Origin of the sequence: Sinorhizobium sp. NFACC03, assembly GCF_900103435.1 — a bacterium.
Taxonomy (GTDB): Bacteria; Pseudomonadota; Alphaproteobacteria; order Rhizobiales; family Rhizobiaceae; genus Ensifer.
Window position 1 is genome coordinate 19,851 of record NZ_FMXF01000013.1, and the last position, 12,715, is coordinate 32,565.

The following is a 12,715-nucleotide window of genomic DNA, read 5'->3' on the forward strand; positions in this document are numbered from 1 at the left end:
AATTCATTAGCCCTGCTATTCAGTCACCGCCGTTTAGACCTTGTTAGTGAAGTGTTCACTATATTATAAGGGGCGGTGACGACTGTGGCATATTTGCCATGCTGTCACCTTATTTGACAGTCATCTGAGACAGCGAAGCACGGTTGTCCGTCGGACGGGGATTGAATGCCAAATTTGTTCGGTTTTAAGAAGCCGCTCGGCTCCTTAGCGAGAGTCTGCGCGGCCTTTACCCGTAAGGTGCCGCAGGTTCTTACATCCGTTGCTATTGCGGCTTCCCTCGTGACTCCAGGTTTCGCGCCTCCCGTAGAGGCCGCGGGCCAGACCCGGACACTGAAACTCTATTTCATTCATACCCAGGAAAAGGCGCAGATCACCTTCAAGCGCAATGGCCGTTACGACACCAAGGGCCTGCAGGAGATCAACCGATTCCTTCGCGACTGGCGTCGCAACGAACCCACCAAGATGGACCCGCGCCTGCTCGACCTCGTCTGGGAAGTCTACCAGAAGAGCGGTTCGCGCGATTATATTCACGTCGTCTCGGCCTATCGTTCGCCGGCAACCAACGGCATGCTGCGTTCTCGCTCGAAGGGTGTCGCCAAGAAGAGCCAGCACATGCTCGGCAAGGCAATGGACTTCTACCTTCCCGACGTGAAGCTGAAGACGCTGCGCGAAATCGGCGTGAAGTTCCAGGTGGGTGGCGTCGGCTATTACCCGACCTCCGGCTCGCCTTTCGTTCACATGGATGTTGGCGGCGTTCGCGCCTGGCCGCGCATGAGCCGCGCCGAACTCGCTCGCCTCTTCCCTGATGGCAAGACCATGCATCTGCCGTCCGATGGCAAGCCGCTTCCGGGTTATGACCAGGCGGTCGCCGACTACAAACGTCGCGTCGGTGCCTCGGCGATCGAGGTCGCCGGTGGCGGTGCAACCGGTCCTGGCGATAGCGCAAGCGGCAAGCGTCGCGGCAACCTGTTCGCCATGCTCTTTGGCGGTGGCGGCGACGAGGATGAAGAACCCTCGGCGATCGCAGCCGGTCCTGGCGCTGACGATGAAGGCGGCGCTGCGCCGGCCAAGGTACAGACGGCTTCCGCTCCTGCTGCCCAGGAAGCGCTTCCAGGTGTCGCCGGCTCGGTTGCTGCCGAACCGACAGCTGCTGCCACTGCAACAGCCGAACAGAACATCAACGCGCCGGTCCCGGCTGTCCGTCCTGCCTTCAAGGATGCACCTGCCGATGGCGGCGTAGCCGTTGCGCTGGTGGCGCCGCAGAAGAACGCGGCCCAGGATGCGCTTGCTGCTGCCCTGCCGCAGACCTCGGAAATGCCGAGCGAATTCGCCGATCTCGGCTCGATGAAGGTGCCGGTGCCGCAGATGCTTGACCGTCGCGACATGAATACGCTTGTCGCTTCGGCCGATCCTTCCGCGGATGTGCAGGCGCTTGGTTTCGTTCCGGTTCCGGCCATGCGGCCCGCGGGTGATGCGGCCCTTGCCGCCGTTGCCGATGCGCAGGTCGTGGTTCCGTCCTTCGCGGAGCGCCCGGTCGTTGCGTCCGCAGAGCCGCCGCGTGACGTTGCCGCCGAGGCTGCGACCCGTGTGGCGCTTGCTGCTCCGACGCCGGCCCAGCGCGAGCCGGTATCGCAACAGCCGATCGAAATGGCGGCCTATGCGCCGCAGTCGAACACGAACGCCCGTGCGGCCGTCTTCGACAACGCCTTCGACACGCAGGCCGAAGCGCCGGCAAAGGGCGGTCGACCGAAGAAGAACGACGCCGACGCAGCGACCCGCTCGTCGGTCCGCACCGAGCCGAAGCTGACCCAGAAGATCATTTCCGAATGGGCGCTGACGACGGGTCGTGTGGCGACGCTCTCCAAGCCGGTCAAGGCGCCGCGCTTCGTCAGCAAGTCGCTCCGCACCGCACCGACCACGGTCTATGCCGCCGGCTTCTCGAACGGCGCTGGCACGGTGGACACGGCCCGCTTCAGCGGCAATGCGGTCAATTTCATGGAAGTGAAGAAGTTCAGCACGAACTGAGCTTCGGCCGAACAGCAGACACGAAAAAGCCCGCCGAACCGGCGGGCTTTTTGATTCTGTATCGTGCTTTCGAGTGCTGTCGTCTCTGGTCGGGTCGGGGGCAGCCTGCTCCCCATCGCTGTCCGGACGAGGCCGCCTGTCGGCGGCCCTGCAAGCCTGCTTATTCTTCGGCGGCTGCCGGCACCATGCCGAGCGCCTGGAGGTAGGTGTCGAGGATCGCTTCCTGTTCCATGCGCTCGTCGTGGTCCTGCTTGCGGATCGAGATGACCTTGCGCAGGATCTTGGTGTCGAAGCCCATGGACTTGGCTTCGCCGTAGACGTCCTTGATGTCGTCCGCGATGGTCTTCTTTTCTTCTTCCAGGCGTTCGATCCGCTCGATGAAAGCGCGAAGCTGATCGCGTGCGACGCCGTGAGCATCCGACATGGTCTTCTCCTTGATACGGGGAATTGAATTTCGTGGGTGCCGTGACGTGCCGAAAACGGTCGCCAAGGTCAAGGGTCAATGCGCAACAACGCGGTCAATTCCGTGGCAAGCGCCGGCGAAACGCCTTTATTCCTTCGGCCTGTTGATCTCGAAGGCTGCCTTCTGCTCGGCGGTCGCTTCCCTTTGATGGAGCTCGCGCCATTCCTCATAGGGCATGCCGTAGATGATCTCGCGCGATTCCTCCTTGGCGAGAGCAACGCCTGCCTCTTCGGCGGCTTCTCGGTACCAGTTGGAAAGACAATTGCGGCAGAAGCCGGCGAGGTTCATCAGGTCGATGTTCTGGACATCGGCGCGTTCGCGCAGATGGGTGACGAGACGGCGAAAGGCGGCTGCCTCGAATGCCGTCTGCTGCTCCGGGGTCAGTTCGGTCATGGACGTTGATCCTCTTCGGTTACTGCGTACTTCCGGACCCAAGCTCTAATAGGCGCCGGTGCGGGAGGCGTGGCGCTCGTAGCGATGCAATTCGGTCATGGCGTTGAGACCCGCAAGGATTGGCGCCAGCCGCTCGGCCCAGCCAGCAACGCCCGTCTCGTCGGCGATCAGGTCCTGGCGCACCTCGATCAGGGCGTGGGGAATACCCGGCATCATGCAGTGCCGGAACATGGTATCCCCGCGCAGCGCACCGTCATAGGGTTCGTTGTTGCCGACGACGATATCGCCCGACGCCTCGAGCTTCTCGATCAGCGGCAGGACGGCACGCGGATCGTTGTCCCAGAGGACGGCAGCGTGCCAGGGGCGGGCCACACCCTTCCAGGCCGGTGTGTAGGAGTGGATCGAAATGACCAGCGGTGCCGCGCCATGCGCCTCGGCGCTTCGGCCGATCGTCTCGGAAACGGCGCGATGATAGGGGCGGTGGAACCGGTTCAGCCGGTTCTCCCATTCCTCTGCGCTGATTGGGTGGTTGCCGGGCACGATCGCGCCGTCGGAGATCTTCATGACCAGCGTCGGGTCGTCCTCGCCGCGATTGGGATCGATCAGCAGGCGGGAGAAGCAACCGAGCACGGCCGGCGCATCGAGCATTCGCGAGAGTTTCCGCACCAGTGCCTCGACGCCGATGTCATAGGCGATATGTCGCTCGAACGCTGAGGCGGGCAGGCCGAGACTGCCGTACTGGGCCGGTAACCGGTTCATCGCGTGGTCGGCAAGCAAAACGAGCCCGGTTGCAGGCTTGGCTTCGATAATCTCATAGGGAGAATAGTGTTGCATGCCGGTCCAGTCTCTTGTCTAGCCTCGTCCTCGCTGATCGCACGCACGCGCGTCAATCGCAAGAAACGCGCAACTGTTTAGCGCAATTTGAACGCAATTTGCCGATTGTAATCGATTAGAGTTACGTTGACTTTCGGGGCTGGCCGTCGCAAGAAAGTGCCACGCAAATCAAAACGGAGTTCCATCGGAAACCGTGTCCAGAAATCCTTTTTCCAAAGCGAAGCCGGGGCTGACGACACTGGGAGGTATCCTCCTGTTTTTCCTGGCAACCTCAAGCTCATTTCTCTTTGCCGATGAAGCGCGCGCCGATTTTCGCGTCTGCAACGGCACGCAAAATCTCGTCGGAGTGGCGATCGGTTACCGGGCCAAGGAAGGCTGGGTAACGGAGGGCTGGTGGCAGGTTCCGGCCACCACCTGCGCGACCCTGATCGAGGGCGAGCTTGAGTCACGATACTATTATCTCTACGCGGAAGATGCGGCCCGCGGCGGCCGCTGGACCGGTGATGTCAACATGTGCGTCGCCGAGAACGAGTTCAAGATCGCGGGCGTTCAGGACTGCTTCGCCCGCGGCTTCCAGCGCATGGGATTCAAGGAATACGACACGGGGCGGCAAGGGAGCTGGATGGTTCAGCTCTCCGAAACGCCCGGCACGCAGGAAAGCCAGAATTGATGAAGCGGAACAGAAAAGTCAAAATCCTCGCCACGCTCGGACCGGCGTCTTCCGATGAGCAGATGATCCAGAAGCTGCACGAGGCCGGGGCTGATCTGTTCCGTATCAACATGAGCCATGCGAGCCACGACGTGATGCGCACGCTGGTTCAGCGCATCCGCACGGTGGAAAGCCACTGTGGTCGGCCGATCGGCATTCTCGCCGATCTTCAGGGCCCGAAGCTGCGCGTCGGCAAGTTCGCAGAAGGCAAGGTGGATCTCAAGGTCGGCCAGACCTTCACGCTCGACAACAAGGACGTGCCCGGCGACAACACGCGCGTCTACCTGCCGCACCCGGAAATCCTCGAAGCGGTCAAGCCCGGCCATCGCCTGTTGATCGACGACGGCAAGCTGCATCTGCGCGCTGAGAAGACCGACGGCAAGAGCATCGTGGCCACGGTCGTCGCGGGAACGAAGATTTCGGACCGCAAGGGCGTCAGCCTGCCGGACACGCTGCTCGCGGTCGGTGTTCTGACCGACAAGGACCGCGCTGACCTCGACGCCGTTCTCGCCACCGGCGAGATCGACTGGGTGGCGCTCTCCTTCGTGCAGCGGCCGGAAGACCTGGCCGAAGTCCGCAAGATCGCCCGCGGCCGCGTCGGCCTGATGTCGAAGATCGAGAAGCCGCAGGCACTCGACCGCATTGATGAGATCATCGAGCTTTCGGACGCGCTGATGGTCGCGCGCGGCGACCTCGGCGTCGAAATGCCGCTGGAATCGGTGCCGGGCCTGCAGAAGCAGCTGACGCGCGCATGTCGCCGCGCTGGCAAGCCGGTGGTTGTTGCCACGCAGATGCTGGAATCGATGATCTCCGCACCCGTTCCGACGCGCGCCGAAGTTTCCGACGTTGCGACGGCCGTCTTCGAAGGCGCCGATGCCGTCATGCTGTCGGCAGAATCGGCCTCGGGCGAGTATCCGGTGGAGGCCGTGTCGACCATGGCGTCGATCGCCAGCAACGTCGAGCGCGACCCGCACTATTCCAGCATCATCTACGCGCAGCGCACGCCGCCGGAGGCAACCGGTGCCGACGCGATTTCGCTCGCTGCCCACCAGATCGCCGAGACGCTCCGTCTTGCCGCGATCGTCTGCTACACCTCGTCCGGCACCACCGGTCTTCGCGCCGCCCGCGAACGGCCACAGGTTCCGATCATCGCTCTCTCGCCGATCGTCCAGACGGCACGCCGTCTCTCGGTCGTCTGGGGCCTGCATTGCGTCGTCACCGAGGACGCGACGGACCTCGACGATATGGTCAACCGTGCCTGCCGCATCGTTGCGGCCGAAGGCTTCGGCAAGCCCGGCGAACGCGTCATCATCTCTGCCGGCGTGCCCTTGGGTACGCCTGGCGCCACCAACATGCTGCGCATCGCCTATATCGGTTCGGACGGCATGAGCGGCATCTGATGCAGCCTTGGCAAAGTGCGAATCGGGTCAGACTTGGCCGATGGCTTCGGACGACATGATCAGGCGGGCTTCGGCCCGCCTTTTTATTTGCTCGAGATCCGTCGGCTGGCCCGCCATCTTTTCGAGCGCAGCCACGACCACGTCCGTGACCACATAGTCGGGCTTGTGGCCGAGATTGCCGATCCACAGCAGTTCCGCGCCGGGGATATCGCGCGCCAGCCCGCGGGAATGGATGTCGGCCAGCACGATGCCGTCGCTATCGCCGGTGATGATCACGGTCTGTGCCGTGATCTCGCGGTAGCGGGGTGCCGTCGCGGTCAGATAGGCATGGAGATTGGCTATGTCGCGCGCATTGTTGCGGAAGGTCGCCGGACGCAGCACCAGATGCGGGCCGGTCTTGTCGATGTAGTCGTCGGGCCGCGGATTGGGTGAAAAAATCGAGTGTGTGCCGCCTTCGATGCGGCGCTGCCCCAGGGGCGTCACCAGCGTATGGGCGAAGAGCCAGCCGACGAGGGGGAGCGCCGTGAGGCGATAGTACCATTCGATGCCGCCTGGCCAGGGGTGCGTCGCGGGCGCCAGCAGGATGAGGCCGGCCGTCTTTTTCGGGTGATGCAGGGCGAAGCTCGCAGCGATGGCGCCGCCGAAGGAATGGCCGACGATGACCGCGCGACGGATGCCGCGCTTTTCCATCAGCTTTGCGATCGCCGTCGCCTGGCCGTCCGGAAGGTCGTTTTCCGCTCCGCCCCGCTCGGAGTAGCCGTGACCCGGACGATCGACGAACAGCATCTCGGCGCGGCCATCAAGGGCTGGGGCGAAGGCATGCAACTGATCGAGCAGATTGCCACTGGCGCCATGGATGAAGATGACGGGCAGGAGATCGGCCTGCTCGCCTGCCGGCAGGTGCACGCTGTTCATGCGATAACCGCCGATGTCGATCAGTTCGCCGGCATTCGGAAACCGCCGGGTGAAGGCTCGCGCGTGCCAGAGGCTGTAGGCAATGCCGACGAGCGCTAGTCCAATGAGCAGGAATGTGGCTGGTACCATTGTCTCAATCTGTCTTCCGGCATCCGTAGGCCCGTCAAGGCGTCTGCGTTGGCGAGGCTTCAGGGGCAGGGGAGCCCATCGCCTGCCATCGTGGCCAGATGGCGTCAGCGGCGCGCTGGCGGGCAAGCACGAACTCAGGCAGCGGGGTATCCCGGTCGCCCTTGTTGTAGCGGGTGTCCGTGCTGTCGACAACGAGCACCGGAGGGGCGCCGAACTGATCGGCGGTGATGTCGACGATGTAATCGCCGCATTCGACCCAGGCATGGCTTTGCCAGCGTTCCCCGCAGAAGAAGCCGTAGGGGCCGATGTCAGGCCCGGAAGGCGCACTCCGCGGCGCTCCAGAGGCCCAATGGGCATCGAGGCCTTGGGCAATCAAGACACGTGCCAGGAACAGGCTCGAGCGGCCGCAGGTCCATTGTGAAGCGATCGCGGGGAGATCGCCACCCCAAGCCCGGTGCCATTCCAGCCAGATCGGCTCAATGAAACGCCGAGCGGCTGTCGCTACTTCGAGAAGAGTGCTTTCATTGGTGCAGAGGGGCATTGAAGGCTAGGGTCGAGTGTGTCGCGTTCAGTCAGGTCTTGCTGCCGGCGAGCTTCTCGGCGAGCTCGCCCAGCTGCTCCTGCGCCTTGCGATCGGCGGGATAGATGTCCAGGAACTGCTCCCATGCCCGCATGGCGAGCTCGTCCTTGCCAGAGGCGCCGAGGATCGCTGCCATGCCGGCAAGCGCGCCGAAATGACGAGGCTCGATCGTCAGCACGCGGTTGATGTCCGACATCGATTTCCGATAGTTGCCCATCGTGTAATGCAGGGTCGCGCGACGGTTCCAGCCTTCGACATAGTTGGGCGCAAGCGTGATCACCTGATCGAGGATGTCGAGCGCCGCCGCCTGCTTGTTGTCGGTGATGGCCTTGTCGGCCCACTGCATCAGGAGATTGACGGTGGCGCTGCCGGAATCCTGCCATTCCACACGGATCTGGTTGGCGAGTTCACGCGCCTTGTCGGCATCGCGTTCCTTCTTGAGGTCCGCGAACAGGCCGTCCAGTCGTTGCTTGGGTGTGGTGAGGCTGGCCGATTCCGTTTGGGTCGATGCTTCCGCCGCGAAGGAGAAACTGCCAGCTCCGATGGAGGTGGCGAGCAGGGCGGAACACGCCAGAATCAGGGGTACAAAAACTCGCATGGCGAGCATGTTAGCCCGCCATGGATCAACTTCATAATCAATTTTGGGACATAGCCGAAGCGATGTCTGCCACCCGGCTTAGATCAGCCCTGACGAGCCTTGAAGCGCGGGTTCGACTTGTTGATGATGTAGATGCGGCCCTTGCGACGAACCAGACGGTTTTCGCGGTGACGGGTCTTCAGCGACTTGAGCGAATTCTTGATCTTCATTTTCCTGATCCGCAGGTTTCGGGGAACGAAAATTCGCCCGGTATCTTCTAACAATCAAAAGCGCGCCGTTCAGCGCGCTCCTTTAAGGTGGGATGGCACATACCGTGTCCCCCCTAAGGTGTCAACCACAAGACGCCCCATTTTGGCGTCTTGCCCCGCATTTCTGCGGTCTTCAGCCGCGGACGAGCCGTGTGACGTGGCCCATTTTGCGGCCGGCGCGCGCTTCGGTCTTGCCATAGAGGTGCACCAGAACATCGTCCTTGGCAAGCCATGCCGGGACATCGTTGAGGTCGTCGCCGATCAGGTTCTGCATGACGCAGTCGGAATGGCGGCGGGGATTGCCGAGCGGCAATCCCGAGACGGCACGAATATGCTGCTCGAACTGCGAGACGACGCAGGCCGCCTCCGTCCAATGGCCGGAGTTGTGCACGCGCGGCGCCATCTCGTTGGCGATCAGGCTGCCGTCGGCAAGTACGAAGAATTCGACGCCGATGACGCCGACATAACCAAGTGCATCGAGGATCGCCTTGGCGGCCTTGCGGGCCGCGTCCGCCGTGCCGTCGCCGACTGCTGCCGGTACCGTCGAGGTGTGGAGGATGCCGTTGCGATGCACGTTCTCGGCCGGATCGAAGCAGGCGACCGTGCCATCGGTGGAGCGGGCGGCGATGATCGAGATCTCCCGTTCGAAGGGTACGAAGCTCTCCAGGATCAGGGGCACGCCGCCCAGCTCCGCGAAGGCGCCGGCAGGACTGTCGGCTGCGGAGCGGAACACGCGCTGTCCCTTGCCGTCATAGCCAAGGCGACGGGTCTTGAGCACGCCCGATCCGCCGAAATCGGCGAGTGCTGCTTCGAGATCGGCCTGGCTGTCGACGGCGTGAAAACGCGCCGTCGCAATGCCGCAGTCATTGATGAAGCGTTTTTCGACGAGGCGGTCCTGCGCGACTTCCAGCGCCTTCGGCGGCGGGAAGACAGGTCGTTTCGCGGCGAGCCGTTCGGCGGCCGCGACCGGCACATTCTCGAATTCGTAGGTGATGATGTCGCTCACGGTCGCGAGCTGGCTGAGCGCGGCTTCGTCGTCATAGGCAGCAATGATCTGCTCATTCGCCACCTGTGCCGCCGGACAGTCGACCTGCGGCTCGAGGATCACGGTGCGGAAGTTCAATCGGGCAGCTGCCATCGCCAGCATGCGGCCGAGCTGGCCGCCGCCGATAATGCCGATGGTGGTCATGCCTGGTCCACCGGGTATTCGGCGACCGAAATCGTCTGCTGTTCGCGCCAGTCGTCGAGCCTGTCGGCGAGATCGTCGTCGCTGAGCGCGAGCACGGCTGCAGCAAGCAACGCGGCATTGACGGCGCCGGCGCGGCCGATCGCCAGCGTCCCGACGGGGATGCCGGCGGGCATCTGCACGATCGAGAGCAGGCTGTCCTGGCCGGAAAGCGCCTTCGACTGCACCGGCACGCCGAAGACCGGCAGCGGCGTCATTGAGGCGCACATGCCCGGCAGATGGGCAGCGCCGCCGGCGCCGGCGATGATCACCTTGAAGCCCTCGTCGCGAGCGCCCTTGGCGAAATTGACCAGCCGATCGGGCGTGCGATGGGCGGAAACGATGCGAGCCTCATAGGCAATGTCGAGCGCGTCGAGCGTGTCGGCGGCGTTCTTCATCGTCTCCCAGTCCGACTGGCTTCCCATGATGATGGCGACGGGTGGGGTCGTGGTGTCGATCACGTCTGTCCTGTTCCGCGTTCAGGCGATGATGTCGGGGATGATCTGGTCTTCGATCTTGCTGATCTTGTCCTTGATCGCCAGCTTCTTCTTCTTCATGCGCTGGATTCTCAGCGCGTCGCAGCCGGTCTCGATCATAGCGTTGATGGCAGCGTCGTAGTCTTCATGTTCCTGCCTCAGCCGCGCGGCGGTCAGTCTGAGTTCGGCCTGGTCCTGGTCCGGCATGCAAAGCGATCCCCATCAGCCCGGTTGCGAAGTCCTCCTCGAACCGGAATTCCATGCGTCGCTCTATCACATCTTGGGCGGTAACGGGAAGTTATCCGACGTCATCATTTCGCCTTCGACAAATGAAAAATGGCATGGCACAGTAGTAAGGTTACAAACCATGGAACATCCGGCATTCGCATGCCGGATGCAAGCAAAAGGAAGGGACTGCCAAATGACTGTTGAGGCTCATCTTGCAACGCTTGAGAAAAAACATGGCGTCCTGGAGCAGGAGCTCCATGCGGCCTTGAATCAGCCGTCGGTGGAAGACGAACTGATCAACGACATCAAGCGGAGGAAGCTGCGCATCAAGGACGAAATCGAAAGGCTTCGTTCCTCGACTCACTGATTATCAACGGTATTTCCCAGGACTATCGGGAGGCGCCATCTCCCCTCTGAGTAGGCGCAACAAGGTTTAGAACCAATCCCCCCACAGTGGAATATACGGAATTTTGGACCGGGCTTGACGCCCGGTCTGTTTCTTTCGGGCGCAGCGTTCGCGCCGCCGGGCTCAGGACCAGAACTGGTCGAGCCACAGATTGAGACGGTCGAAACCCGGCCGGTTGATCGCATAGATCCGCCGGGTGCCGCTCGCCGAAACCGAGACCAGATTGCAATCCAGCAAGGCCTTCAGGTGCTGCGATACGGCCGGGCGGCTGATCGGCAGGCCCTCCGCCAGTTCGTTCACGGTTCTCGGCGCGCGCCGCAGTTCCTCCAGCAGGTGGCGCCGGTTCGGGTCCGCAATGGCATCGAAAGGGTCCGCGATCGTCATGCGCGGACGTTAGGCGAAATTTTGCGAAGCAGCAAGAAATTTGTGCGATGCGAAATGCTAATTTTGCTTTGCAATATTTCCGTAATACTTGGGTCCGCGGCTCACCCGCCTGCGACCAGGCTGTTGATACCGTCCCAAAGCAGTTTCGAGCCCGCGATGAAGGCCATGGTATACATGAAGGGGTAGAAGATCTGCGGCTTCATGCGGCGAACGATCCAGGCGCCGCACATGGTTGCGACAATGGCGAGCGGAAATAGCGTCGCCGAGATTTTCAGGTTGCTCAGATCCAGTTGCCCGAGCGCGAAATAGGGGATGAGCTTCACCGCATTCAGGATCGCGAAGAAGCGCACGATGGTGCCGGTGTATTCGCGCGGGTCGAGCTGCAGCGGCAGCGCGTAGATCTGGAAAGGCGGGCCCCCGGCATGGGCGACGAAGCTGCCATAACCGGCAAAGGAACCCCAGAGTGCTGCGGGACCGGCCCGCTGCTTCTTCGGCGCGATGGTGATGCCAAGGCGCGTGCGCCAGACATTGTAGACGTATCGCAGCACGAAGAGCACGGTGATCAGGCCGATGATCAGGCGAAGGAGGTCCCGCGAGACGTAGGCCGAGGTCGCCCAGCCGATGAAGATGCCGGCGATGGCGCCGGGCAACAGCATGAAGAGGGTGGTGCGATCGCCGTGCTTGCGCCACATCCAAAGCGAGACGAGATCCATCGCGATCAGGATCGGGAGGAGGAGGGCGGCCGCCTGGACGGGTGACACCGCCATCGACAGGATCGGAACGCCCATCAGCGAAAGCGCTTCCCCCATGCCACCCTTGCTGAGGCCAACGAGCAGAACTGCCGGAATGGCGATAAGATAGAAGTCGAGATCAGGAAGCATGGGGGGCGGTTGATCCTTTTGCAGTCTCCGTCTATCGGTTTTCCCAAATGAAATCGAGCGCTGGTTTCGCCATCCTGGCGGATGCAGCCGGAAATGGATGTCTTGATATGACAACAGAACGTTGCCGCCTGGTGCTGATCGCGCCCGACATGCCCGATGCGGCGGAACGCGCAAACGTGCTCGCCGATGCCCTGAAGGGCGGCGACGTCGCCTCGGTGATCGTGCCGCAATACGCACTTGATGACTCCGAGTTCCAGAAGCACGCCGAGCGTCTGGTGCCGGTGATCCAGGAGGCCGGCGCCGCCGCGCTCATCGAGGGTGACTCCCGCGTGGCCGGCCGCGCCAAGGCCGACGGCCTGCACGTTGCCGGCAATGCGGAAGTGCTGGGTGAGGCGGTCGAGAAGCACACGCCGAAGCTGATCGTCGGCGGGGGCAATGCGGCCGACCGTCACCACGCGCTGGAAATCGGCGAAGTGCGCCCGGACTACGTGTTCTTCGGCAAGACGGATGGCGACATCAAGCCGGAGGCGCATCCGAAGAACCTGGCGCTGGCCGAATGGTGGGCGTCGATGATCGAGATTCCCTGCATCGTCATGGGCGGCACGGACCCGCAATCGGCACTTGCGGTGGCGGAGACCGGTGCTGAGTTCGTGGCGCTTCGTCTTGCCGTCTTCGGCGAACCCGGCCAGGCGCCTTCCGTCGTTGCTGCGGTCAACGCACTTCTTGACGAAAAAGCGCCACGGTTTGAAGATTAAGACGTTTCGATGTTGAGCCGTCTGCCTTCCAGATTGAGTCGAGGTTTTTCCCTTGTTGCCATGGCC

The 12,715-nt window shown here is 62.6% G+C and carries 17 protein-coding genes; 5 read left to right on the plus strand and 12 right to left on the minus strand.

What is annotated here, in order from left to right; translation table 11 throughout:
- Positions 1-165 precede the first annotated feature (165 nt).
- Entirely contained in the window at positions 166-2,025 is a 1,860-nt protein-coding gene (locus BLU35_RS17320) for a peptidoglycan L,D-endopeptidase MepK (protein WP_057254643.1), read from the plus strand.
- A 160-nt stretch (positions 2,026-2,185) separates the two neighbouring features.
- Here BLU35_RS17320 and BLU35_RS17325 read toward each other — a convergent pair whose 3' ends face one another.
- The 3 genes from BLU35_RS17325 to BLU35_RS17335 form a co-directional block, all read right to left on the minus strand.
- Positions 2,186-2,449 carry a DUF2312 domain-containing protein gene (locus BLU35_RS17325; RefSeq protein WP_057254644.1) on the minus strand — a complete coding sequence of 88 codons (264 nt, stop codon included), beginning with the start codon at positions 2,447-2,449 and terminating at the stop codon, positions 2,186-2,188.
- A gap of 126 nt (positions 2,450-2,575) precedes the next feature.
- The gene (locus BLU35_RS17330) at positions 2,576-2,881 is read right to left on the minus strand and encodes a DUF1244 domain-containing protein (protein WP_057254645.1); all 306 of its coding nucleotides are present in this window, start codon (positions 2,879-2,881) and stop codon (positions 2,576-2,578) included.
- A 45-nt stretch (positions 2,882-2,926) separates the two neighbouring features.
- Positions 2,927-3,715: an N-formylglutamate amidohydrolase gene (locus BLU35_RS17335; RefSeq protein ID WP_093233892.1), complete on the minus strand. Its 789-nt coding sequence runs from the start codon at positions 3,713-3,715 to the stop codon at positions 2,927-2,929.
- 193 nt (positions 3,716-3,908) lie between these two features.
- Between BLU35_RS17335 and BLU35_RS17340 the strand changes: the two genes are divergently transcribed.
- Together BLU35_RS17340 and pyk are read left to right on the plus strand one after the other, a co-directional pair.
- Positions 3,909-4,385, plus strand: a complete 477-nt coding sequence (locus tag BLU35_RS17340) for a DUF1036 domain-containing protein (RefSeq protein WP_057254647.1) — start codon at positions 3,909-3,911, stop codon at positions 4,383-4,385.
- Positions 4,385-5,824, plus strand: a complete 1,440-nt coding sequence (pyk, locus tag BLU35_RS17345; protein WP_057254648.1) for a pyruvate kinase — start codon at positions 4,385-4,387, stop codon at positions 5,822-5,824. Before BLU35_RS17340 ends, pyk begins: the two co-directional genes overlap by 1 nt.
- Positions 5,825-5,851: 27 nt before the next feature.
- On the opposite strand, the gene BLU35_RS17350 is transcribed toward pyk, so the two are convergent.
- The 7 genes from BLU35_RS17350 to BLU35_RS17380 all read right to left on the minus strand — a co-directional run bounded on the left by BLU35_RS17350 (position 5,852) and on the right by BLU35_RS17380 (position 10,202).
- A complete protein-coding gene (locus tag BLU35_RS17350; protein ID WP_093233893.1) occupies positions 5,852-6,868 on the minus strand; it encodes an alpha/beta fold hydrolase in 1,017 nt (338 codons plus the stop codon).
- 34 nt (positions 6,869-6,902) lie between these two features.
- Entirely contained in the window at positions 6,903-7,244 is a 342-nt protein-coding gene (locus BLU35_RS17355) for a hypothetical protein (protein WP_143032947.1), read from the minus strand.
- Between the two features lie 196 nt (positions 7,245-7,440).
- Positions 7,441-8,055, minus strand: a complete 615-nt coding sequence (locus tag BLU35_RS17360) for a tetratricopeptide repeat protein (RefSeq protein ID WP_057254649.1) — start codon at positions 8,053-8,055, stop codon at positions 7,441-7,443.
- 74 nt (positions 8,056-8,129) lie between these two features.
- Positions 8,130-8,255, minus strand: a complete 126-nt coding sequence (gene ykgO, locus BLU35_RS17365) for a type B 50S ribosomal protein L36 (RefSeq protein ID WP_034806120.1) — start codon at positions 8,253-8,255, stop codon at positions 8,130-8,132.
- A gap of 172 nt (positions 8,256-8,427) precedes the next feature.
- Positions 8,428-9,483 (minus strand): 5-(carboxyamino)imidazole ribonucleotide synthase, encoded by a 1,056-nt coding sequence (locus BLU35_RS17370; RefSeq protein WP_057254650.1) that lies wholly within the window; start codon positions 9,481-9,483, stop codon positions 8,428-8,430.
- Positions 9,480-9,944, minus strand: coding sequence for a 5-(carboxyamino)imidazole ribonucleotide mutase (gene purE, locus BLU35_RS17375; protein WP_057254831.1), 465 nt, complete (start codon positions 9,942-9,944; stop codon positions 9,480-9,482). Before purE ends, BLU35_RS17370 begins: the two co-directional genes overlap by 4 nt.
- 54 nt (positions 9,945-9,998) lie before the next feature.
- Complete coding sequence (locus BLU35_RS17380; RefSeq protein ID WP_057254651.1) at positions 9,999-10,202, minus strand: YdcH family protein; 204 nt, start codon at positions 10,200-10,202, stop codon at positions 9,999-10,001.
- Positions 10,203-10,416: 214 nt separating this feature from the next.
- Between BLU35_RS17380 and BLU35_RS17385 the strand changes: the two genes are divergently transcribed.
- On the plus strand, positions 10,417-10,590 hold the full coding sequence (locus tag BLU35_RS17385; RefSeq protein ID WP_082616141.1) for a YdcH family protein: 174 nt from the start codon (positions 10,417-10,419) through the stop codon (positions 10,588-10,590).
- 162 nt (positions 10,591-10,752) lie between these two features.
- On the opposite strand, the gene BLU35_RS17390 is transcribed toward BLU35_RS17385, so the two are convergent.
- Together BLU35_RS17390 and BLU35_RS17395 are read right to left on the minus strand one after the other, a co-directional pair.
- Entirely contained in the window at positions 10,753-11,013 is a 261-nt protein-coding gene (locus BLU35_RS17390) for an ArsR/SmtB family transcription factor (protein WP_057254652.1), read from the minus strand.
- 101 nt (positions 11,014-11,114) lie between these two features.
- Positions 11,115-11,894, minus strand: a complete 780-nt coding sequence (locus BLU35_RS17395) for a sulfite exporter TauE/SafE family protein (protein ID WP_057254653.1) — start codon at positions 11,892-11,894, stop codon at positions 11,115-11,117.
- Between the two features lie 107 nt (positions 11,895-12,001).
- Here BLU35_RS17395 and BLU35_RS17400 point away from each other — a divergent pair, with 107 nt between their 5' ends.
- Positions 12,002-12,649, plus strand: a complete 648-nt coding sequence (locus BLU35_RS17400; protein ID WP_057254654.1) for a thiamine phosphate synthase — start codon at positions 12,002-12,004, stop codon at positions 12,647-12,649.
- Positions 12,650-12,715: the final 66 nt, after the last annotated feature.